The organism is Variovorax sp. P1_H12_2 (genome assembly GCF_056405335.1).
The window spans coordinates 1-20,955 of sequence record NZ_JBFUCI010000019.1 but is presented as its reverse complement, the minus strand read 5'-3'; the positions used below and the strand labels follow the sequence as shown (position 1 = coordinate 20,955).

24 protein-coding genes are annotated in these 20,955 nt (G+C 69.9%); 17 read left to right on the top strand and 7 right to left on the bottom strand.

From position 1 onward, the window contains the following. Positions 1-3: 3 nt before the first annotated feature. Positions 4-177 carry a hypothetical protein gene (locus tag AC1D2K_RS03990; protein WP_478086487.1) on the bottom strand — a complete coding sequence of 58 codons (174 nt, stop codon included), beginning with the start codon at positions 175-177 and terminating at the stop codon, positions 4-6. Positions 178-299: 122 nt separating this feature from the next. On the opposite strand from AC1D2K_RS03990, the gene AC1D2K_RS03985 reads away from it, so the two are divergent. The 8 genes from AC1D2K_RS03985 (at position 300) to AC1D2K_RS03950 (ending at position 6,312) form a co-directional block, all read left to right on the top strand. Then, positions 300-1,127, top strand: a complete 828-nt coding sequence (locus AC1D2K_RS03985; protein ID WP_478086485.1) for a metallophosphoesterase — start codon at positions 300-302, stop codon at positions 1,125-1,127. A 63-nt stretch (positions 1,128-1,190) separates the two neighbouring features. Next, entirely contained in the window at positions 1,191-2,420 is a 1,230-nt protein-coding gene (locus tag AC1D2K_RS03980; protein WP_478086484.1) for a nucleoside recognition domain-containing protein, read from the top strand. A 135-nt stretch (positions 2,421-2,555) separates the two neighbouring features. Next, positions 2,556-2,999 carry a flavin reductase family protein gene (locus tag AC1D2K_RS03975; protein ID WP_478086498.1) on the top strand — a complete coding sequence of 148 codons (444 nt, stop codon included), beginning with the start codon at positions 2,556-2,558 and terminating at the stop codon, positions 2,997-2,999. Further along, positions 2,996-3,496 (top strand): BON domain-containing protein, encoded by a 501-nt coding sequence (locus AC1D2K_RS03970; RefSeq protein ID WP_478086483.1) that lies wholly within the window; start codon positions 2,996-2,998, stop codon positions 3,494-3,496. The genes AC1D2K_RS03975 and AC1D2K_RS03970 overlap by 4 nt, the downstream gene beginning before the upstream one ends. 13 nt (positions 3,497-3,509) lie before the next feature. Then, positions 3,510-4,412, top strand: a complete 903-nt coding sequence (locus tag AC1D2K_RS03965) for a DMT family transporter (RefSeq protein WP_478086482.1) — start codon at positions 3,510-3,512, stop codon at positions 4,410-4,412. Continuing rightward, positions 4,409-5,323, top strand: coding sequence for a glutaminase (locus tag AC1D2K_RS03960; protein WP_478086480.1), 915 nt, complete (start codon positions 4,409-4,411; stop codon positions 5,321-5,323). The genes AC1D2K_RS03965 and AC1D2K_RS03960 overlap by 4 nt, the downstream gene beginning before the upstream one ends. 8 nt (positions 5,324-5,331) lie before the next feature. Then, positions 5,332-5,811, top strand: a complete 480-nt coding sequence (locus AC1D2K_RS03955) for a hypothetical protein (protein WP_478086479.1) — start codon at positions 5,332-5,334, stop codon at positions 5,809-5,811. Between the two features lie 36 nt (positions 5,812-5,847). Then, a complete protein-coding gene (locus tag AC1D2K_RS03950) occupies positions 5,848-6,312 on the top strand; it encodes a CopD family protein (RefSeq protein ID WP_478086478.1) in 465 nt (154 codons plus the stop codon). A gap of 23 nt (positions 6,313-6,335) precedes the next feature. On the opposite strand, the gene AC1D2K_RS03945 is transcribed toward AC1D2K_RS03950, so the two are convergent. From AC1D2K_RS03945 to AC1D2K_RS03930, 4 genes are all read right to left on the bottom strand, one after another. After that, positions 6,336-7,226 (bottom strand): LysR family transcriptional regulator, encoded by an 891-nt coding sequence (locus AC1D2K_RS03945; RefSeq protein WP_478086476.1) that lies wholly within the window; start codon positions 7,224-7,226, stop codon positions 6,336-6,338. A 240-nt stretch (positions 7,227-7,466) separates the two neighbouring features. After that, positions 7,467-9,137 carry an alpha,alpha-trehalase TreF gene (gene treF, locus AC1D2K_RS03940; RefSeq protein ID WP_478086474.1) on the bottom strand — a complete coding sequence of 557 codons (1,671 nt, stop codon included), beginning with the start codon at positions 9,135-9,137 and terminating at the stop codon, positions 7,467-7,469. Next, complete coding sequence (locus AC1D2K_RS03935) at positions 9,134-10,381, bottom strand: CaiB/BaiF CoA transferase family protein (RefSeq protein WP_478086473.1); 1,248 nt, start codon at positions 10,379-10,381, stop codon at positions 9,134-9,136. The genes treF and AC1D2K_RS03935 overlap by 4 nt, the downstream gene beginning before the upstream one ends. Then, complete coding sequence (locus AC1D2K_RS03930) at positions 10,381-11,577, bottom strand: acyl-CoA dehydrogenase (protein ID WP_478086471.1); 1,197 nt, start codon at positions 11,575-11,577, stop codon at positions 10,381-10,383. Before AC1D2K_RS03930 ends, AC1D2K_RS03935 begins: the two co-directional genes overlap by 1 nt. A gap of 173 nt (positions 11,578-11,750) precedes the next feature. Between AC1D2K_RS03930 and AC1D2K_RS03925 the strand changes: the two genes are divergently transcribed. Next, entirely contained in the window at positions 11,751-12,692 is a 942-nt protein-coding gene (locus AC1D2K_RS03925; RefSeq protein WP_478086469.1) for a LysR family transcriptional regulator, read from the top strand. Positions 12,693-12,720: 28 nt separating this feature from the next. After that, a complete protein-coding gene (locus tag AC1D2K_RS03920) occupies positions 12,721-13,089 on the top strand; it encodes a hypothetical protein (protein WP_478086467.1) in 369 nt (122 codons plus the stop codon). Positions 13,090-13,104: 15 nt separating this feature from the next. On the opposite strand, the gene AC1D2K_RS03915 is transcribed toward AC1D2K_RS03920, so the two are convergent. After that, positions 13,105-14,334: a CynX/NimT family MFS transporter gene (locus tag AC1D2K_RS03915; RefSeq protein ID WP_478086466.1), complete on the bottom strand. Its 1,230-nt coding sequence runs from the start codon at positions 14,332-14,334 to the stop codon at positions 13,105-13,107. 130 nt (positions 14,335-14,464) lie between these two features. Here AC1D2K_RS03915 and AC1D2K_RS03910 point away from each other — a divergent pair, with 130 nt between their 5' ends. Continuing rightward, positions 14,465-15,043 (top strand): hypothetical protein, encoded by a 579-nt coding sequence (locus AC1D2K_RS03910; protein WP_478086464.1) that lies wholly within the window; start codon positions 14,465-14,467, stop codon positions 15,041-15,043. Here the strand turns inward: AC1D2K_RS03910 and AC1D2K_RS03905 are convergent. Next, positions 15,040-15,687, bottom strand: coding sequence for a hypothetical protein (locus tag AC1D2K_RS03905; RefSeq protein WP_478086462.1), 648 nt, complete (start codon positions 15,685-15,687; stop codon positions 15,040-15,042). The two genes, AC1D2K_RS03910 and AC1D2K_RS03905, sit on opposite strands and share 4 nt — an antisense overlap. 86 nt (positions 15,688-15,773) lie before the next feature. Here AC1D2K_RS03905 and AC1D2K_RS03900 point away from each other — a divergent pair, with 86 nt between their 5' ends. The 6 genes from AC1D2K_RS03900 (at position 15,774) to AC1D2K_RS03875 (ending at position 20,847) form a co-directional block, all read left to right on the top strand. Then, complete coding sequence (locus AC1D2K_RS03900) at positions 15,774-16,676, top strand: LysR family transcriptional regulator (RefSeq protein WP_478086461.1); 903 nt, start codon at positions 15,774-15,776, stop codon at positions 16,674-16,676. A 124-nt stretch (positions 16,677-16,800) separates the two neighbouring features. Further along, positions 16,801-18,216 (top strand): nucleobase:cation symporter-2 family protein, encoded by a 1,416-nt coding sequence (locus AC1D2K_RS03895; protein WP_478086460.1) that lies wholly within the window; start codon positions 16,801-16,803, stop codon positions 18,214-18,216. A gap of 1 nt (position 18,217) precedes the next feature. After that, complete coding sequence (locus AC1D2K_RS03890; RefSeq protein ID WP_478086458.1) at positions 18,218-19,636, top strand: 8-oxoguanine deaminase; 1,419 nt, start codon at positions 18,218-18,220, stop codon at positions 19,634-19,636. A 66-nt stretch (positions 19,637-19,702) separates the two neighbouring features. Beyond that, positions 19,703-19,972, top strand: a complete 270-nt coding sequence (locus AC1D2K_RS03885) for a hypothetical protein (RefSeq protein ID WP_478086457.1) — start codon at positions 19,703-19,705, stop codon at positions 19,970-19,972. A 130-nt stretch (positions 19,973-20,102) separates the two neighbouring features. Beyond that, positions 20,103-20,384: a hypothetical protein gene (locus tag AC1D2K_RS03880; RefSeq protein ID WP_478086456.1), complete on the top strand. Its 282-nt coding sequence runs from the start codon at positions 20,103-20,105 to the stop codon at positions 20,382-20,384. A gap of 64 nt (positions 20,385-20,448) precedes the next feature. Beyond that, entirely contained in the window at positions 20,449-20,847 is a 399-nt protein-coding gene (locus AC1D2K_RS03875; RefSeq protein ID WP_478086454.1) for a phage holin family protein, read from the top strand. The last annotated feature ends 108 nt before the right edge of the window (positions 20,848-20,955 follow it).

Here is a 20,955-nt window from a genome sequence, read left to right as displayed (position 1 = left end):
CGGTCAGCGGACGACGCTGAGCCAGGCGCTGGCGGCGGCGCGCAGTTCCTGGGCCTGATAGGCATCGAGGCCGGCGCGGCGGTCGGCGCTCTGCATCAGGATGGCGGCCGGACTGTCATCGACGGCCTTGTCGGCCGGGCGGAGAAAACGGGCCACGAGGGCCATGAGCTGAAACATGATGGTGCGCTGCCCAGCGGGCGGCGCCAAGTTGACGATGAATCAAGAATAAGGGTTTTCCCCAATTTATCAAGCCAAAGGTTATGCGCAGCACGCATGAAGGCATCGTCTAGACTGCATCCATGAAGCTTCAGTTGCTCTCGGATCTGCACATCGAAGTGCATCCCCAGCTCCAGATCGCCCCGGCGCCTGGCGCCGACCTGCTGGTGCTCGCCGGCGATATCGGCTCCTACCAGGAGGGCTCGCGGCTGGTGGCGCCCGATTTCGGGCTGACCCGCTTTTCGCCGCGCCATGGCTGGCCGGCGCCGGTGATCTATGTCCCGGGCAACCATGAGTACGACAACGCGGATTTCGACGAGGTGCACAGCCGGCTTCGAGAAACCTGCGAGGCGCTGGAGATCGGCTGGCTGGAGCGCGAAACCCRGACGATCGACGGCATTCGCTTCGTCGGCACCACGCTGTGGGCGGACTTCGACGCGCTGGTCGAACCCTCGGACACGCTGGGCGATGCGCTCAAGAAGCGCGGCAAGGCCGTGCGCGCGGCCAATTTCTATCTGGAGAAAGCCGCCACGCAGCGTGCCGGGCGAATCTTCCTCGCGGACGAGATGAGGGAGCACTCACTGATCTGCCAGGACTGGCTGCGCAACGAGCTCGCCCAGGACTTCGACGGCACGACCGTGGTCATCACGCATTTCGCGCCGACCCTGGCGAGTGCCGATCCGCGCTATGGCCTGAGTCCCGGCACCGCGGGCTTCTGCAATTCGCTGGATGAACTGCTGCCCCGGGCCGATCTCTGGCTGCACGGCCACCTGCATTGCCAATTCGACTACCTGAAGGACGGTTGCCGCGTGGTCGCGAATCCCCTGGGCTACATGGGCAAGGGCGAACAGGAGGACTTCAGGCCCGATCTGCTGATCGAGGTGCCGCGGCGGCCTGCGCGCGCCGGCTGAACCTGCCCACCCGGGCGCGCGACCGCCCCTATGATCGGCGCGCATTCGCAGCAAGGGATACGCGTGCTCAACGGCTTGTGGCTTGGCTTCTTTCTGACGGCGGCAGTGACGGCGCTCGCGCGCTGGCTGCTCGGCGGCGACGCGACCGTGTTCGCCGCCGTGGTCGAGAGCCTGTTCGCTATGGCCCGGCTCTCGGTCGAGGTGATGGTGCTGCTGTTCGGCACGCTCACGCTGTGGCTGGGCTTCCTGCGCATCGCCGAGGCCGCGGGCATCGTGGACCTGCTCGCCCGGCTGCTGGCGCCGTTGTTCCGCCGCCTGATGCCCGAGGTGCCGGCCGGGCATCCGGCGCTCGGGCTGATCACGCTCAACTTCGCGGCCAACGCGCTCGGGTTGGACAACGCGGCGACGCCGATCGGGCTCAAGGCGATGCGCGAATTGCAGACGCTGAATCCGAGCGCGACGACCGCGAGCAATGCGCAGATCCTGTTCCTGGTACTCAACGCCTCGTCGCTGACGCTGCTGCCGGTCACGATCTTCATGTACCGCGCGCAGCAGGGCGCGGCCGATCCGACGCTGGTGTTCCTGCCGATCCTGCTGGCGACCAGCGCGTCGACCCTCGTCGGGCTGCTGTCGGTGGCCTTCATGCAGCGCCTGCGGCTGTGGGACCCAGTGGTGCTGGCCTATCTGCTGCCCGGCGCGCTGCTGCTCGCCGGCTTCATGGCGCTGCTGGCCACCCTCTCGGCCGCAGCCCTGGCTTCGCTCTCCTCGCTGCTTGGCAACCTCACGCTGTTCGGGCTGATCGTCGGCTTCCTGCTGGTCGGGGCGCTCCGGCGGATCAGGGTCTACGAGTGCTTCGTCGAAGGCGCCAAGGAGGGCTTCGACGTCGCGAAGAACCTGCTGCCCTACCTTGTCGCGATGCTGTGTGCGGTCGGCGTGCTGCGCGCCTCGGGCGCGCTCGACCTGGCGCTCGAAGGCATCCGCTGGGCCGTCGGGCACACCGGCTGGGACACGCGCTTCGTCGACGCGCTGCCGACCGCGCTGGTCAAGCCCTTCTCGGGCAGCGCGGCACGCGCGATGCTGATCGAGACCATGCAGAGCCAGGGCGTCGACAGCTTCCCGGCGCTGGTCGCGGCCACCATCCAGGGCAGCACCGAAACGACTTTCTATGTGCTGGCGGTCTACTTCGGCGCGGTCGGGCTCCAGCGGGCACGCCATGCGGTGGGCTGCGCGCTGCTGGCGGAACTGGCGGGCGTGATGGCGGCCATCGCGGTCGGCTACTGGTTCTTCGGTTGACCGGCTGAGCCGGCGGCAGCGACCTCGCGCCCGATCGGCCAAAATGGGCCTCCAACTGCCCGCTCTTCCGTGACCGCACCCGCCCAGGCGCAACCGCCCTCCTTCTCCCTCGACGAATTCCGCGCATCGCTCGGCATGTTCGCCACCGGCGTGACCATCGTCACGGCGCGGGCCGCCAACGGCGCGCTGGTCGGCCTGACGGCCAACTCCTTCAACTCGGTCTCGCTCGACCCCCCGCTGGTGCTCTGGAGCCTGGCACGCAGCGCGGCGTCGATGGCGGCGCTGCGGACCGGCTCGCACTACGCGATCAACATCCTCTCCGCCAGCCAGAAGAGCCTGGCGGAGCGCTTCGCGACCAAGAACGTCGATCGCTGGCGCGAGGTCGCCTACACCGAGGGCATCGGCGGTGCGCCGGTGCTGGTGGGCGCGGCGGCCAGCTTCGAGTGCTTCAACCGCAGCCGCTACGACGAGGGCGACCACGTGATCTTCGTCGGCGAGGTCGAGCGCTGCACGCACAGCACGGGCGCCTCGCCGCTGCTGTTCCACGGCGGGCGCTTCTACACGGAGCATCCGCTTTGAAGGCGGCGCCGGCGGTGCTGCTGGCGGTGGCGTGCGCGGTCGAAGCCGCGGCGGCGCAGGAAGCACCGAAGCCCGAGAAGCAGAACTGGTTCGACGACCCGTTCTTCCAGGTGTCTTCGGGCATGCGCAATTGCCCGGTTCCGGAAGGCCCGTTGATGACCGCCGAGGAACGGCGCGCGCAGATGCATTCGCGCCTGGAGCGCGGCACCAGCTGCTGGCTGGCCGGCCGCTGCGCCGACAGCAACGCCTACCGCTACGACAAGGCGCTGGCGCCCCGGGTGCAGGCGGCCCTGGCGGCGGTGCCGGGCGTGCGGCGCGGCAGCGTCTGGGTCGTGATCCAGCGCCGCTGGGTGTACCTGCAGGGCTGCGTGCCCTCGCGCGAACTGGCCGCGGCGCTGGACCGCGCCGCGCGCACGGTGCCCGATGTGGAGGTGGTCCTGCCCAACCTGATGATCGGCACGCGCGGCCGCCCGCCCTACCCGATCGCGACACACTGAACAAACAAGAAGAATGATCGAACGCAAGCACCACCTCGACCCTCGCGCCACCACCCTGCTCATCGCCTGCTGCGCCTTCTGGGGCTTGCAGCAAATCCTGATCAAGACCACGGTCACCGAAGTGCCCCCGCTGTGGCAGGCCTCGATCCGCATGGCGGGTGCGGTGGTGCTGCTCTGGGCCTGGTGCGCCCGGCGCGGCGTGCCGCTGTTCGAGCGCGACGGCACGCTGCCGGGCGGGCTGCTCGCGGGCGCGCTGTTTGCGGGCGAGTTCATCTGCATCTACCTCGGGCTCCAGCTCACGACGGCGTCGCGGCTCACGGTGTTTCTCTATACCTCGCCCTTCGTGGTGGCGCTGCTGCTGCCGCGCTGGGTGCCGGCCGAGCGGCTGCACGGCCTGCAGTGGGTGGGGCTGGCGATCGCCTTCGCGGGCGTGGTGCTGGCCTTCAGCGAGAGCTTCGGCCACAGCACCTCGGCCCAGTTGCGCGGCGATGCGCTGGCACTCACCGGCGGCGTGCTGTGGGGCCTGACCACGCTGGCGATCCGCGCCACCCGGCTCGCCACCGCCAGCGCCGAGAAGACGCTGTTCTATCAAATCGCGGTGACCGCAGCGATCTCGCCGCTCCTGTCGCTGCTGCTCGGTGAGCGCTGGAGCTTCACCTACTCGGCCTATGCCTGGTTCTCGATCGCGCTGCAGACCGTGATCGGCGCCTTCGCGAGCTACCTGGCCTGGATGTGGCTGCTGCGCCACTACCCGGCCACGCGCATCTCCTCCTTCACTTTCCTGACGCCGCTGCTCGCGCTGGTGTTCGGCGTGCTGCTGCTCTCGGAGCCGCTGACGCTGCAGCTGCTGCTGGCGCTGACCGGCGTGGCGCTCGGCATCGTGCTGGTGAACCGGCGGCCCGGAGCGCAGGCATGAACTTGCAGCCGGTGCTCGATGCCATCAATGCCGAACTGCGTCCGCTGCTCGGCGCCGAAGGCCAGGTCGCCAGCTACATCCCGGCGCTGGCGCGGGTGCCAGCGCAGCAGTTCGGCATTGCGCTCAGGACCTGCGACGGCCAGGAGGCCTCGGCCGGCGACGCCGACACGCCGTTCTCGATCCAGAGCATCTCGAAGCTGTTCACGCTGACGCTCGCGATGCGGCGCCTGGGCGACGTGCTGTGGGAGCGGATCGGCCGCGAGCCTTCGGGCAATCCCTTCAATTCGCTGGTGCAGCTGGAGAACGAACAGGGGCGGCCGCGCAACCCCTTCATCAATGCGGGCGCGATCGCGGTGGCCGATCGGCTCGTGAGCCTGGGTCACGCCAAGGCCGACCTGCTTGCGCTGATGTCCGAGCTCTGCGGCGAGCCGATCGCCTACGACGAGGAAGTGGCCGCCTCCGAGGCCGTGACCGGCTTTCGCAACATCGCGCTGGCCAACTTCATGAAGAGCTTCGGCAAGATCGACAACGATGTGCGCGAAGTGCTCAGCCTGTACTTCCACCAGTGCGCGATCCGCATGAGCTGCCGGCAGCTGGCGCGCGCCGCCGGTTTCCTGTGCCGAGACGGCGCCCATCCGATCGACGGCGAGCCCGAGATCACGACCGAGCGGCACGCGCGCCGCATCAATGCGCTGATGCTGACCTGCGGCACCTACGACGCCGCCGGCGACGTCGCCTTCTCGATCGGCCTGCCGTGCAAGAGCGGCGTCGGCGGCGGCATCGTTGCCGTGGTGCCGGACAAGCTGACACTGTGCGTCTGGTCGCCGGCGCTCGATGCCACCGGCAATTCGCTGCTGGGGCTCAAGGCGCTCGAGCTTTTCACGGCCCGCACCGGACTTTCCATTTTTTGAATGCATTCATGACAGACACCGACACTGCCCCTCCGATCCAGCAAGCCACCCTCTGGAGCGACGAGCTCTGGACCGCGCGCGTGATCAAGAACGAAGACGACGACGGCTGGGCCGTGGCGATGACGCGCCACGGCGATCCGGAGCCCGCGCTGGTCGGTCCCTGGACCATGGGCCGCGACAAGAAGAATCCCAAGCCGCTCGATGCGCCGGCCTTTCACACGCTGGTGAAGACCGCCAACGAAGTGCTGCGCCGCCATGAGCAGCAGCTGCATGCGCGACTCAACAAGAGCGTCAGCGTCGGTGCGGGATCGGAACGCATCCGCGTGTCGCTGCAGATCGTGCCCGACGAGGACAATCCGCACGCGATGCTGCGGGCGCACGACGAATCCGGCAGCGAGCTCGCCGAGCTGCGCGTGAAACCGGACTTCAAGCTCAACGCCGCCAGCGCCGAGGCCTGGATCGACAGCGGCTTCCAGAAGCCGCGCTGAAGACAAGGGCATCGGCGTTCTCGTCTACGCTTGGCCATGCACTTCCTTCCTGCCCTCCTGCTGTTCCTCCACCTGCTCGCCGCCGCCTTCTGGGTCGGCGGCATGGCCGTGATGCATTTCGCGGTACGGCCTTCGGCGGTGGCGACGCTCGAACCGCCGCTGCGCCTGCCGTTCATGGCAGCCACGCTGACACGCTTCTTCGTCGGCGTGTCGTCCGCCATCGGCGTGCTGCTCGCGAGCGGCCTGCTGCTGGTCTGGCAGGCGGGCGGTTTTGCGCGCGTGCACTGGAGCGTGCACGCGATGTTCGCGGTCGGACTGGCGATGATGGCCTTGTTCCTGCACCTGCGCTTCGCGCCCTTTCCGCGGCTCGTGCGCGCGGTGGCGGCGCGCGAATGGCCGGTGGCGGCCGCGAACCTCAATCTGATCCGCAAGCTGGTCGGCGTGAACCTGATGCTGGGCGTGGCGGTGTTCGCGCTGGCGGTGGTCGGCCGGGCGCTGTGAAACGCGCCCTGCGGGGGGCACGCCTAGCGCTGGCTGAACGTCGCGAGAATCTGCAGCACGCTCTCGGTGGCGCCGTCGAGTGCCGCGCGCGGCCGATGGGCGATGCCCAGCCGGCGTGTCAGCGCCGGCCGCAGCGGCAGCATCCGCATGCGTTCGTCGAGCGGGTTGTCGCTGGCCGGCAGCACCGGAAGCACGGCGGCGCCGTAACCGGCGGCCACCAGGCTGCGCATCGCAGCGTCGTAGTTGAGTTCGATGCGGGGCCGCGGCGCCTCGCCCGCCGCCGCGAACCACTCGGTCGTGAGCCGATACATGTGGGTGCTGGTGTCGTTGGCGATCAGCGGCTGCTGGGCCAGCCATTTCGGCGTCGCGCGCTGCGGCGACTTCCACTTGCGCGGCACGAAGGCCATCATCGGCTGGTCGCGCCAGCGCGTCACCACCAGGTCGCGCAACGGCGGCTGCGGCATCGCCACCAGGCCGATGTCGATCGTGCCCATGGCGAGCCGGGCCATCGCCTCGTTCGAGCCCAGGATGCTGACCTCGACATCGATGCCCGCATGACGCTCCTCGAGCGCTTCGAGCACCTGCGGCAGCAGGTCGACCACCACGCCGGTGGACGTGCCCAGGCGCACCCGTCCGGTCCGCCCCTCGGCCTGGCGCCGCACCGCGGCCACCGCCTCGTCGGCATCGCGCAGCAGCTGGCGGGCGCGTTCGACCAGCACGGCGCCGGCGGCGGTCGGCGTGATCCGGCGGCTGCCCCGCACCACCAGCCGGGCGCCCAGGCGGGATTCGAGTTCGCTGATGTGCAGGCTGACCGTGGGTTGCGCGAGGTGCAGGGCCCGGGCCGCGGCCGAGAAGCTGCCGAGGTCGGCGATGGCCACCAGGGTGCGCAGTTGGTCGAGGTTGAGTTGCCGCATCAGGAAAGCTGATTGGAGGTGACAGGATTCTCAACTTCCACAATAGCACGCGGGCTTGCAAGATGGCTTCCTATTCAAGGAGCCACGCCATGCCGTCGATCCGGTCCGCCTTCGTCACCCGCCTGTTCGACGGGGTTCGCGCGCTGCGCCGCTGCTGGCTGGACCAGCGCCAGCTCCGCTCGATGAGCGAGCTCGAGCTGCGCGACCTGGGCGTGGGCCGCAGCGAGATCCCCTGGTTGCTCAGCGATGCTGCGGCACCGCCGCGTGCGCCACGCAGCCATGCGCGGTGTGCTGCGGATGCTCGGCCAGCAATGCGGCCGTGACGCCGTTGGTCCAGCCGAAGCCGTCCTGCAGCGGGTACTCGCCGCCGGCGCCGCCTGCGGTGTCGTCGCGCTCGACGCGCCGCAGGGCGTACTTCTCGACCAGCTTGCCTTCGCGCTCGTAGAGCGCGGCAACGGTCGCGAGCCAGCGCCTGGCGATGGTGCGCGACAGCGCCTCGTGGCCGTAGTCGGCCAGCCCCCGGACCGCCATCCACTGCAGCGCCGCCCAGCCATTGGGGCGGTCCCACTGCTGGTCGCTGCCGCACTCGGTGGTCGACAGCCCACCATGCGCCAGCAGCCGCTTTGACAAGGTCTCGGCCAGCGCCTCGGCCTGGGCAGCGGTCGCGACGCCGACGAACAGTGGCACCACGCTGGCGGCGGTCAGGCAGCTGCGGCGCACGCCCTGGCGCCAGTCGTGGTCGAAGAAGGCCCCCTGCCGCGGGTCCCAGAAGAGCTCGCCGATCGCGGCCCGGCGCGCCTCGGCTTGCTGCGAACAGGCCCGCGCGGCGGCGGCGTCGCCGGCCTGCGCGCTCACGGTGGCGAGCGTGCATTCGAGCTTGTGCAGAAAGGCGTTCAGGTCGACCGGCAGGATGTCGGTGATGCACAGCGTGGCCAGCGAGGCGGCCGTGGCGGCGCGCACGTGGGCGCAGGGCTGCCCGTCGCTCGGCGGCGATGGCTCGCGCATCCAGCGGGTGCTGAAGTCCCAGCCCGACTCGCAGGCCGCGCGGATCTCACGGTAGATCAGGGCCGGCTCGCGATCGCAGGCCTGTGCCGTGGCCGCGTCTTCGATCCACGACTCCTCGCGCGGCGTGTCGCGCTCGGCCCAATAGCGATTGAGCAGGGCGCCGCCGGGCAGCCGCACCACGTGCCGGCTCGCTTCGCCCGGCGCCAGGCCCTCGCTGCCGGCCATCCACCACGCATGCTCGCGCCGCAGCTGCGGCAGGAAGTCGCGCGCGTCGACCGCGCCCTGCTGCTGCGCGAGTTCGACCATCAGCGCAAACACGGGGGGCTGCGAGCGACCCAGGTAGTAGCTGCGCGTGCCGTTCGGCACATGGCCATAGGTGTCGATCAGATAGGCGAAATTCTCGACCATGTCGCGCACCAGCGGCCGATGCCGCTCGCCTGGCAGGCCCAGCAACGTGAAGTAGGAATCCCAGTAGTAGAGCTCGCGGAAGCGTCCGCCCGGCACCAGGTACGGATGGGGCAGCTGCAGCAGCGAGGAGTGCGGCGGATGCGCCTGGGGATGCCGCGTCAGCACCGGCCACAGGTCGTCGATGTGCGCCGCGATCGGCTGTCCCGGAACCGACACGTAGTCGCTAGGCGCCGGCTCGACCAGCTCGAAGCTCGCCTGCACGAAGGCCGCGAGATCGAAGCCGGGTTCGCCGCACTGCGCCCTGTAGGCCGCCAGGATGGCTTGCGGCTCGGCGCGTGGCGCGCAATCGACGAAGGTCTTGCTGTCGGTGAAGACGCGCCCCGACTGGACCGCGACGAAAAGCTCCTGGTAGCGGTCGGCCGGCGTCAGCGTGTCGGGCGCGGGCGCAGCCGCGGCGCGCGTCGAGCGCTCCGCGGTGGAAGCGCCCGGCGCGGTCACACCACGCCCGCCGCCCGCAGCGCTGTGCGCCTGGCTTCGTCGATGCCGAACTCGGCCAGCACCTCGTCGGTGTGCTGACCGAGCGCGGGTGGCGCCCGGCGCAGCACCGGGGGCGTGGCCTGCAGCCGCAGCGGGCTGGCCACGCCGACGATCTGCGCGATGCCGTCGCCGGCGTCGCGCGGCAGGCTCACGGCCAGGCCGCGCGCCTTGACCTGGTCGTCCTCGAAGGCCTGGGCGATGTCGTTGATCGGGCCGCAGGGCACGGCCTTGTCCTCGAGCAGCGCGATCCAATCGGCCGTGCTGCGCGTGCGGGTCACGGCCTCCATCTGCGGGATCAGCACCTCGCGGTGCTTGACGCGCAGCGTGTTGGTGGCGAAGCGCGGATCGGCGGCCCACTCCGGATGGCCGGCGGCTTCGCAGAAGCGCGCGAACTGGCCGTTGTTGCCGATCGCCAGCAGCATCGCGCCGTCGGCTGTGCGGAAGTCCTGGTAGGGCGCCAGGCTCGGATGGCTGTTGCCCTGGCGCTGCGGCGCCACGCCGGTATTGAGGAAGGCGCTGGCCTGATTGGCCAGGATCGCCATGCCGACGTCGAGCAGCGCCATGTCGATGTGCTGGCCCTCTCCGGTGCGGTGCCGGACCTCGATCGCGGCCAGGATCGCGGTGCTCGCATAGACGCCGGTGAAGAGGTCGGTCAGCGCGACGCCGACCCGCAGCGGCCCGCCGCCGGGCGCCTCGTCGGGCCGGCCGGTGATGCTCATCATGCCGGTGGTGGCCTGGATCATCAGGTCGTAGCCGGCCCGCATGGCATGCGGGCCGTCGTGGCCGAAGCCGGTGACGCTGCAGTAGATGAGGCGCGGATTGGCGGCGCGCAGGCTCTCATGGTCGAGGCCGTACTGCTTGAGGCCGCCGGTCTTGAAGTTCTCGACCAGGATGTCGCTCTCGGCCGCCATGCGCTTGAGCAGCGCCTGGCCGTCGGGCGAGGCCATGTCGATCGTGACCGAGCGCTTGTTGCGGTTGCAGGCCGTGAAGTAGGTGGCCTGGTGGGTGTCCTGGCCGTCCGCATCCTTGAGGAAGGGCGGACCCCAGCTGCGCGTGTCGTCGCCGACGCCCGGCCGCTCGATCTTGATCACGTCGGCCCCCAGGTCCGCGAGGATCTGGGTGCACCACGGGCCCGCGAGCACGCGCGAAAGGTCCAGGACCTTGAGGCCCGCGAGGGCGCCCTGCGTGGCGGCGGCGGTGGTCATCAGTTTGCGAAGGCGGCGATGCCGGTCTGGGCGCGGCCGAGGATCAGCGCATGGATGTCGTGCGTGCCTTCGTAGGTGTTGACCACCTCGAGGTTGACCAGGTGGCGGGCCACGCCGAACTCGTCGCTGATGCCGTTGCCGCCCATCATGTCGCGGGCCAGCCGCGCGATGTCGAGCGCCTTGCCGCAGGAGTTGCGCTTCAGCAGCGAGGTGACTTCGACCGAGGCGGTGCCCTCGTCCTTCATGCGGCCCAGGCGCAGGCAGCCCTGCAGGCCCAGCGTGATCTCGGTCTGCATGTCGGCCAGCTTCTTCTGGATCAGCTGGTTGGCCGCGAGCGGGCGGCCGAACTGCTTGCGGTCGAGCGTGTACTGGCGGGCGCGGTGCCAGCAGTCCTCGGCGGCACCGAGCGCGCCCCACGAGATGCCGTAGCGGGCGCTGTTGAGGCAGGTGAACGGACCCTTCAGGCCCTGCACGTCGGGGAAGGCGTTTTCTTCGGGGCAGAACACGTTGTCCATCACGATCTCGCCGGTGATCGAGGCGCGCAGGCCGACCTTGCCGTGGATCGCCGGTGCGCTCAGGCCCTTCGCGCCCTTCTCGAGCACGAAGCCGCGGATCGGGCCGACCGTGCCGCTTTCGCTGACTTCCTTGGCCCAGACCACGAACACGTCGGCGATCGGGCTGTTGCTGATCCACATCTTGGCGCCGCTGAGCGAATAGCCGCCCGGCACCTTCTTGGCGCGCGTGACCATGCTGCCGGGGTCGGAGCCGTGGTCGGGCTCGGTCAGGCCGAAGCAGCCGATCCATTCGCCGGTGGCGAGCTTGGGCAGGTACTTCTGCTTCTGCGCCTCGGTGCCGAATTCGTTGATCGGCACCATCACGAGCGAGCTCTGCACGCTGGCCATCGAACGGTAGCCGGAATCGACGCGCTCGACTTCACGGGCGATCAGGCCGTAGCAGACGTAGTTGAGGCCGGGGCCGCCGTACTGCTCGGGAATGGTCGGGCCCAGCAGGCCCAGGGCGCCCATCTCGCGGAAGATCGCCGGGTCGGTCTCGCCGGTGCGGAAGCCCTCGATCACGCGCGGGGCGAGCCGTTCCTGGCAGTAGGCATTGGCGGCATCGCGCACCATGCGCTCGTCGTCGGTGAGTTGCTGGTCGAGCAGCAGGGGGTCGTCCCATTGAAAGGCGGCGTGGGCCATGTGAAGTCTCCGTTGAGGGGTGCTGAGGTTGGCCCCGATCGTAAGCTCGGCGCATAGCGAGCGCAAACGACGATTCCACACCCAGTTATGCGTTCTGGGAACTTCAAAGCACAATAGCTCGCAGGCTCGCCATAGAGGCAAATCCTCATCCAACTATGTAACACCCGCATACCATGCGCCGAAAGATCCCCTCCACCCAGGCCCTGATCTGCTTCGAGGCCGCCGCCCGCCATGAAAGCTACACGCGCGCCGCGCAGGAACTCGCCCTGACGCAGAGCGCGGTCTCGCGCCAGATCACCGCGCTCGAAGCCTTCCTGGGCATGGCGCTGTTCCGCCGCACCCGCCATGGGGTGGCGTTGACGCCGGCCGGCGCCGACTATGCGCGCCAGATCGCGCGCCAGCTCGACACCATGGAGCGCGACACGCTCGACGCCATGGCCCGCCAGGGCCTGGGCGGCTCGCTGCAACTGGCGGCGGTGCCGACCTTCGCGACCCGCTGGCTGATCCCGCGCCTGCCCGACTTCGCGGCGCGGCATCCCGACATCACGGTCCACATCGAGACCCGCACCCGCCCTTTCCTGTTCAACGAGACCGCCTTCGATGCCGCGCTCTACACCGGCACGCCCGCGCAGACCGCCAACTGGGCCGGCACGCGGTCGACCGCGCTGCTCAACGAGGACGTGCTGCCGGTCTGCAGCCCGGCCCTGATCGCGCCGCGCGGGCAGCTCTCGCCGGCCGCCGTCGCGCGGCTGCCACTGCTGCAGCAGAGCACCCGGCCCGAGGGCTGGCGCCAATGGTTCGACGCCCAGCGCGTCGAGGCGCCGGGCGCCCACAGCGGCCCGCGCTACGAGCTGTTCTCGATGCTCGCCACCGCCGCCGCCCACGGGCTGGGCGTGGCGCTGATGCCGCGCATGCTGATCGAGGCCGAACTGGCGCGGGGCGAACTGGTCGTGGCCTGCGACCGGCCGCTGCGCGGCGAGCGCAGCTACTTCCTGGTGACGCCGGCGGCGCAGGACGAGCGGCCCGCGCTCACGCTGTTTCGCGAGTGGCTGCTCGCGCAGGCGTCGAAGCCGGGGGCGACTGCGCCCGATGGGCCTTCGCCGGATCGCGGATGATCGCCGGTTGGAACCTTGCCGGAGGCACATGACGCTGGACTACCTGGAATTCGACTACAGCGAGGACACCGAGGGCGTCGGCGTCTTCGACGCGATGGCGAGCACCGGTGCGCAGCAGGTTCCGGCCGTGCACGCCGAGATCGTCCGAGTGCTGGAGTGGGCCCACGCCGGCTTCGGCGGACCCGGCGCTCCGGTGGGCGACGGGGGCGACTGGGACTACGACCTGCAGGGCATGCAGGAGATCAACCTGCCGGAGACGATCGAGTTCGACCCGGCGGCAGGACTGCTGCGGGTGCAGGCCGGGCCGGCGGGCGCGGCCCGCCATACGCTCAGCCTGTCGATCAGCGGCACGCCTGAATTCTGCGCCGCGTTCCGCCAGGCGTTCGACCTGGGCTAGGCGCCAGTCGACGCCTCAGGATCGAGCCGGCCCGGGGCGCACGAACATCCTTCGGCCTGCGCCCCATCCGCTCCACGCCATCCCGGCGGCGATGAGGACCATCAAGGCGGCCGACGATTCGAAGCTGCCGGTCCAGCCGCGCAGCAGGCCGGCGATGAGCGGGCCGGCGGCCGCGAGCACGTAGCCCCAGCCCTGCGCCATCGCCGAGAGCTGCGCGACCACGGTGTCGTCGGGTGAACGCATCACGATCAGGCTCAGCGCCAGCGCGAAGCAGCCACCCTGGCCGCAGCCCAGCAGCACGGCCCAGAACCAGCGCCCGCCCAGCGGCGCGAACAGGAAGGCCAGCATCGACACCAGGATGATCGCCGTGAGGCCTAGCGCCAGCCCGCGCTGGTCGCGGCAGCGCGCGGCGATCGATGGCGTGACCAGGCAGGTGGCGAGCTGTACGAGGATCGAGACGGCCAGCACATAGCCGGCGGTGGTGCTGTCGAGGCCGCGTTCGCGCAGCATCGGCGGCAGCCATCCCATCACGATGTACGCAAGCGACGATTGCAGGCCCATGAAGCAGGTCACCTGCCAGGCCAGCGCATTGCGCAGCAGGCCGCCCGGATGGATGCTGGCATGGGCCGGCCGCAGCCGTGCCGAAAGCGCCCGGGGCGCCCACAACAGCAGCACCAGCCCGGCCGGCACGGCCCACGAGGCCAGAGCCAGGGTCCACGAGCCGCCGAACAGACGCTCGAGCGGCACCGAGAAGGCGGCCGCGCTGGCGGCCCCGGCGCAGATGCCCAGCGTGTAGAGGCCGGTCATCATCGCGGCACGGCTGGCGAAGTCGCGCTTGACCAGTCCCGGCAGCAGCACATTGCCGACCGCAATGCCGGCGCCTGCCAGCGCCGACGAGAAGAACAGCATCGGCAGGCTGCCGGTTCCGCGCAGCACCGTGCCGATGCAGATCAGGAGCAGGGCGCCGAGCAGGGTGCGCTCCGGACCGAAGCGGCGCGCCAGCGCCGGTGCCGGTGCCGCGAACAGGCCCAGGCACAGCAGCGGCAGCGTCGTCAGCAGGCTGGCGCCCGAGGGCGTGAGGCCGGTGTCCCGCATGACCTCGGGCAGCAGCACCGACAGGCTGCCGAACACCGGCCGCAGGTTGAACGCGATGAGGATCAGGCTGAGACCCAGCAGCAGCTGGCGCGAAGCGGTGGGAGACGAGACGCCGGCGGGCGCTTCGGACGCCCGGACGGGAGAAAGCATGGGTGGTTGTTGTTGTGAGCGGCGAAAACGCCAGCGACTGTAGCCCGCACCGAGTAGCCGCGCGATCTGATGGGGCAAACACCGCGCTGTTCGACCGATTCGAATGGCGCCCCCGGCTCAACAATCAAGCATGAGCACCCACAGCCTGCGCGTTACAGGACCCGCCCTGGAAACCTGCGTCCTCGGCGGCCCGATGCTCGTGCATTACGGCGATCAACACCTCGGCACCCTGGATCCGGTGCCGGTGAGCCGTGGCGGCACCGAGATCCGCATCGAGCATTTCACGCCCTCCCGCACCGAAGAGGCCCAGCGCCTCCACGGCCTGAAGATCGGCCGGATGGTCCTGCTCGAGCTGATGGCGTTCATCGCCGAGCGCTTCTCGACCGTGACGCTGGTGCGGCTCTGCCTGAACCGGGACATCGAGAGCTACAGCGAAGGCATCACGCTCGCGGCCGAGCGCTCCGAATTGCTGCAGGCGATGGGCGCCAGCCACATCGTGATCACGCCCAAGCCGGACGCCGGGCGGATCGGGCATTTCGTGGTCGCCGCCGCCTGGGAATACAACCAGGCCAATCTGGCCGCGCTGGGGGCGACGCTCGAATCCGAGCGGACCGCCTACGGCGAACGTGAACGCCTGGCCGCGGCAAGAATCCGGCGCAAGCGCTGCTGGCTGTTGCCGCTGCGCCCACCGACGGCCCGCCGGCCCTAAGCGAGCTCGAGCTCGCGAAAGCAGGCCAGCATCGCGGTCACGCCGGGGGCCTTGAACGGACCCTCTCGCCAGTCCGGCGCCTCGTGGTCCATCTGGGTGCAGAGGTCCTCCCACGCCTGCGCGAGCGCGGCCCACTCCGCCACGCCGGGCTCGGCGACGCGCTGCGCCAGCAGCGGCAACGCGTGGCGCAGCGCCGGCACCTGCTCGATCAGGAGCCGGCAACGCCGGAATGCGCCCGCGTCGCGCGGCAGCGCCGGCGCCGCCTGCCGATAGTGGCGCGGCCGTACGCCGGTCAGCAGCACGAACAGCCCGAGGCTCGCGGGCCCCTGCTCGCCGGCCGCGAGCCAGCGCAACGAGTGCGGGTCCAGGCGCAGCGCAGCCCGGCCCAACTGGGCGCGCATGCGTTCGATGGCGGCGGGCGTCTCGCGCAGGCGCAGCCGCGCCAGCGCCGCGGGGCTGCCGATGACGGCGGTCGCGTCCAGCATGCGCGCCAGGCCGGCGTGCAGCAGCTCGGTGTCGTGGGCCTGCTTCATCAGCGCCAGGAATTCCGGCAGCGGCATGTGGCCATAGACCAACCTGCACCCTTCGCGCATCAGGATGCGGTAGCCCGGCTCGCCGGAATGAGGGTTGCTCGGTGTGTCCACCCCAAGCTATCGGCAGCGGCGCAGCACCTGAACAGGGGGCGTGCGAAAAAATACGGCACGCCGGCTCGTGCAGAATCCGCGCCACCATGCACGCCAAGGTCGTCCGCTATTTCGTCGAGGTGGTTCGCGCCGGCTCGATCCGCAAGGCCGCCGAGCAGCTGCACGTTGTGCCGACGGCGGTCAACCGGCAGATCCTCAATCTCGAGGAGGCGCTGGGGGCGCCGCTGTTCGATCGCATTCACAACTCGCTCAAGCTGACGCCGGTCGGGGAAATCGTGCTCGCGCATGCGCGCAGCACGCTGCGGGACTTCGACGCCGTGCGCCAGCGCATCGAGGAAGTGCGCGGCCTGCGCGACGGCGAGACGTCGCTGGCGACGATGGCGGGCCTGGCAGGCGCCTTCCTGCCGATGGTGGCGCAGCGCTTCCGTGCCGCCCATCCGGGCATCCGGCTGCGGCTGCTCGACCTGCCGATCGAAGCGGTCCTGCGAAGCGTGCGCGACGGCGACGCCGACCTCGGACTGGCCTATGACGTTCCCGAAAGCGCCGGTTTCCGAACCCTGTTCACGAGCGAATGGCCGATCGGCGCCGTCGTTCCGCCCGGCCATCCGCTGACCGCGCAAGCCACCACGGTGCTCTCGGAGTGCGTCGGCCACCCGCTGATCCTGCCCTCGCCCACGCTCTCGCTGCGCCCGATCCTGGACGGTGCATTCCGGCGCTCGGCGATCAGCGTCTCGCCGATCATCGAGACCACGTCGACCGCGCTGATGCGGCGACTAGTGGTTCAGGGCGCCGGCATCGCGCTGCTCAACCGGCTCGACATCGACGAGGAACGCCGTGCCGGCTCCCTGGTCTTCGTGCCGTTGCGCGACACCGGCCTGTCGCCTCAGACGCTCAAGCTCGTGACGCGCGCCGGCGGCGAGCCCGAGCCGGCCTCGGGCCTGCTGGCCGGGCAGATCATCCGCTGCCTCGACGGTCTGCTGGCACCCTGAGCGCAGCGCGGCCTGTCCACTTTTTGTGGACAACATGATCGAAACAATGACTTTGCGTGTGCACGTCCTCGCTGCCTAGACTGCGGCCGCATCCAGCCTCTCGACGCACCCAGAAAGGTCCCCTATGCCTGCCACGCCATCGACGACCCAAGCCCCCGACAGCGACGCGGTCGACCAGAAGATTCCCCTTCCCCGCTGCGCAGCGCTGAGCCTGCAGCACGTGCTCGTGATGTACGCCGGCACCATCGCCGTGCCGCTGATCGTCGGCAGCGCGCTGGGGCTGTCGAAGTCGGACATCGCCTTCCTGGTCAACGCCGACCTGCTCGCCGCCGGCATCGCCACCCTGGTGCAGGCACTGGGCGTCTGGTGCTTCGGCATCCGCCTGCCGGTCATGATGGGCGTGACCTTCGCGGCGGTCGGGCCGATGATCGCGATCGGCATCGATCCCTCGCTCGGCCTGCCGGCGATCTACGGCGCGACGATCGCGGCCGGCCTCTTCGGCATCGCGGTGGCCCCGCTGATGGGCCGGCTGCTCGGAGTCTTCCCACCGCTGGTGACCGGCACCGTGATCACGCTGATCGGGGTCTCGCTGATGGGCGTGGCGATCCACTGGGCCGCCGGCGGCCAGCCGACGCAGTCCACGGTCATCGACGGTGTTCCCCATGCGGCGGCCAACCCGGCCTACGGCGATCCGGCCGGCCTGGCGATCGCCGCCGTCGTGCTGGCCGTGGTGATCGTGCTCTCGCGCTTCGGCCGCGGCCTGGTGGCCAACATCTCGGTGCTGCTCGGGATCCTGGCCGGCGTCGTGCTGTCGCTGGCACTCGGCCGCATGCACTTCGACGGCCTCGAGGAGGCCGGCTGGCTGGCGATCACGACGCCTTTCCATTTCGGCCTGCCGCGCTTCGAGTTCGGCGCCATCGTCTCGATGTGCATCGTGATGCTGATCACGCTGGTCGAATCGACCGGCATGCTCCTGGCACTCGGCGCCATCACCGGGCGGCGGATCACGTCCGATGCGCTCACGCGCGGCCTGCGCGCCGACGGCCTGGGCACCGTGATCGGCGGCGTCTTCAATACCTTTCCCTACACCTCCTTTTCGCAGAATGTCGGGCTGGTGACCGTGACCGGCGTGCGCTCGCGCTACGTCGCCGCGCTGGCGGGCCTGTTCCTGATCACGCTCGCGCTGCTCCCGAAGGTGGCGCACATCGTGGCCTCGGTGCCCACCTTCGTGCTCGGGGGCGCGGGCATCGTGATGTTCGGCATGGTGGCGGCGACCGGGGTGCGCATCCTCGGATCGATCGACTACAGCCAGAATCGGCATGCGCTGCACGTGATCGCGATCTCGATCGGCCTCGGGCTGGTGCCGACGCTCTCGCCCAACTTCTTCCAGCACTTCCCGGCCTGGACCCATCCCTTCACGCACAGCGGTATCGTGCTCGGAACTTGCGTGGCGGTGCTGCTGAACCTCTTCTACAACGGCGTGCTGTCGAAGGAGCGCGCGCTGGCGCTCGCCGCCGGAACTTCACACGGAACCGAATGACATGAACACTTCCGCGACAGCCTCGCGCCCGCTGATCCTGCGCCACGCCGACGTGCTGGTCACCATGGACGCCGCCCGGCGCGAGATCCCCGACGGCGCGGTCGTGACCGAGGGCCCGGCGGTGGCCTGGGTGGGCGCCACGGCCGAACTGCCGGCGGTCTACGCCCAGGCGCTGGCCAGCGGCCGGGCCGAGGCGATCGACCTGCGCGGCCACGTCGTGATGCCCGGGCTGGTCAACACGCACCACCACATGTACCAAAGCCTCACGCGCGCGGTGCCCGAAGCGCAGGATGCCGAATTGTTCGGGTGGCTCACCAGCCTGTATCTGCTGTGGGCCCGCATCACGCCCGAAATGATCCGGGTCTCGACGCAGACCGCGATGGCCGAGTTGATGCTCTCCGGCTGCACCACGACCAGCGACCATCTCTACCTGTTTCCGAACGGCGCCCGGCTCGACGACTCGATCGAGGCCGCCGACGCGATGGGCATGCGCTTCCACGCCGCACGCGGCAGCATGAGCGTGGGCCGAAGCCTCGGCGGCCTGCCGCCCGACGAGGTGGTCGAGACCGAAGCCGCGATCCTGCGCGACAGCGAGCGCCTGATCGGCCGCTGGCACGACCCCTCGCGCCACGCGATGCGCCGCATCGTGCTGGCGCCCTGCTCCCCGTTCTCGGTCTCGCGCGACCTGATGCGGCTGTCGGCCGAGCTGGCGCGCGAGCGCGGCGTCTCGCTGCACACCCACCTGGCCGAGAACGACAACGACATCGCCTATTCGCGCGAGAAGTTCGGCATGACACCGGCGGAGTACGCCGAGGACCTGGGCTGGGTCGGCCGCGACGTCTGGCACGCCCACTGCGTCAAGCTCGACGAGGCCGGCATCGCCCTCTTCGGCCGCACCGGTACCGGCGTCGCCCATTGCCCGTGCTCGAACATGCGGCTGGCCTCGGGCATCGCGCCGATCGGCGCCATGCGGCGCGCCGGCGTGGCGGTGGGCCTGGGCGTCGACGGCAGCGCCTCGAACGACGGCGCCCACATGCTGGGCGAAGCGCGCCAGGCCATGCTGCTGCAGCGCGTGGGTTTCGGCCCGGCCGCGATGACCGCCCGGGAGGCGCTGGAGATCGCCACCCTCGGCGGCGCCCGCGTGCTCGGCCGCGACGACATCGGCTCGCTCGCGCCGGGCATGTCGGCCGACATCGTCGCGTTCGACCTGCGCGGGGTCGCGCACGCGGGCGCCGGCCACGACCCGGTGGCCGCACTGGTGTTCTGCCAGCCGGGCGCCGCGGCACTGAACGTGATCAACGGCCGCGTGCGGATCCGCGATGGGCGCTTTGCCGATCTGGAACTCGCCCCCCTGCTCGAGCGCCACCGCGAACTGGCCCGCACGCTGTACGACAGGGCACGCCACCCGCATGTGATCTGACGCCGGAACGCGGTGCCCGCGCAGGGGTATGCTGTCCTGGCCCCAAGCCCGGGGCCAGGAACCCCGATGGACGAACCAGACTGCCGCCTCGAACTCTCGCTGGCCCTGCCCGAAGGCTGGACCTTCAACCTCCAGTTCAAGCGCGGCGAAGACCAGTCCCACGGCGGCCTCGCGGAGCTCCACGAGAACGGCGTGCTGCGCTGCCGCATGCTGCTGTCCAACCTGGACAGCGACCGCAAGGTGGCGCTGGACCGCGTGGCGACGCGCGTGGAACTCTGGCTCGCCGAGTGGCAGTCCCGGGACCACAGCGGCAACTCGGACTTCGCCGACCTCTAAGGCGCCGCCGCCGATCGGACCTCGCTCACTCACCGTTTTCCGTGATAGCGCAACCGCGCGTCTCTTTGTATGGTCGAGGGTTCCGCTCCGGCGGACGGACCGACGAATGAAGTTATGGGAAAAGTGAGTCATGCAACCTGAGGTCGAGATCACGACACGCAAGGACGGCAATTTCAACGCGTACGTCGGCATCGGCGATGGCACCCGCCGCTACACGCGCGAAGGCCTGCCTTCGGTCGCCGAATGCCTGCAGGACGCGGCGGCGGCCCTGGGCGCCGAGTTCAGCTATGCGACCGTGATCTACGACCGCCTGCGCCTCGGCAGCTACCCGGTGGCCGTCATGGAACATCGTGCGTTCGAGGTCGCCGACGAATTGCTGACCAAGCTCTCGAACCGTCGCCATCGGGCCTGACGGCGCCGCCCGCAGCGGCCGCCGATATGATCGCGGCTCCATTCCCGAAACCGCGAGCCGCTACATGCTGAACTCCCTGGCGCCCTTCCTGCTGCACTGGGCCATCACCGCCCTTTCGCTCTGGGTGGCGAGCTACATCTTTCGCGGCATCACGTTCGAAAGCACCGGATCGCTGGTGATCTCCGCGCTGCTGCTGGGCTTCGCCAACGCCGTCGTCAAGCCGCTGCTGATCGTGCTGACCCTGCCGCTGACGCTGCTGACCTTCGGCCTGTTCCTGCTGGTGATCAACGCGCTGATGATCCTGCTGGTGTCGGCGCTGGTGCGCGGCTTCAAGGTCTCGGGTTTCTGGACCGCGATGTTCGCGAGCATCTTCATTGCGCTGCTGAGCGTCTTCCTCGGTGCATTGGTCGATACGAGCGGCCCGGACGCGATCCAGATGCCCTCGAGCGGCAACTGGCTCTGATTGTTGCTCGCCCCCAGGTTGCCCGGCACTTCGTGTCCGGGCGCCCACCCCCTACCGGGGGCGCAGTCAGCGGCCCGGCGAAGCCGGTTCCGCGACTGCCCACGAACA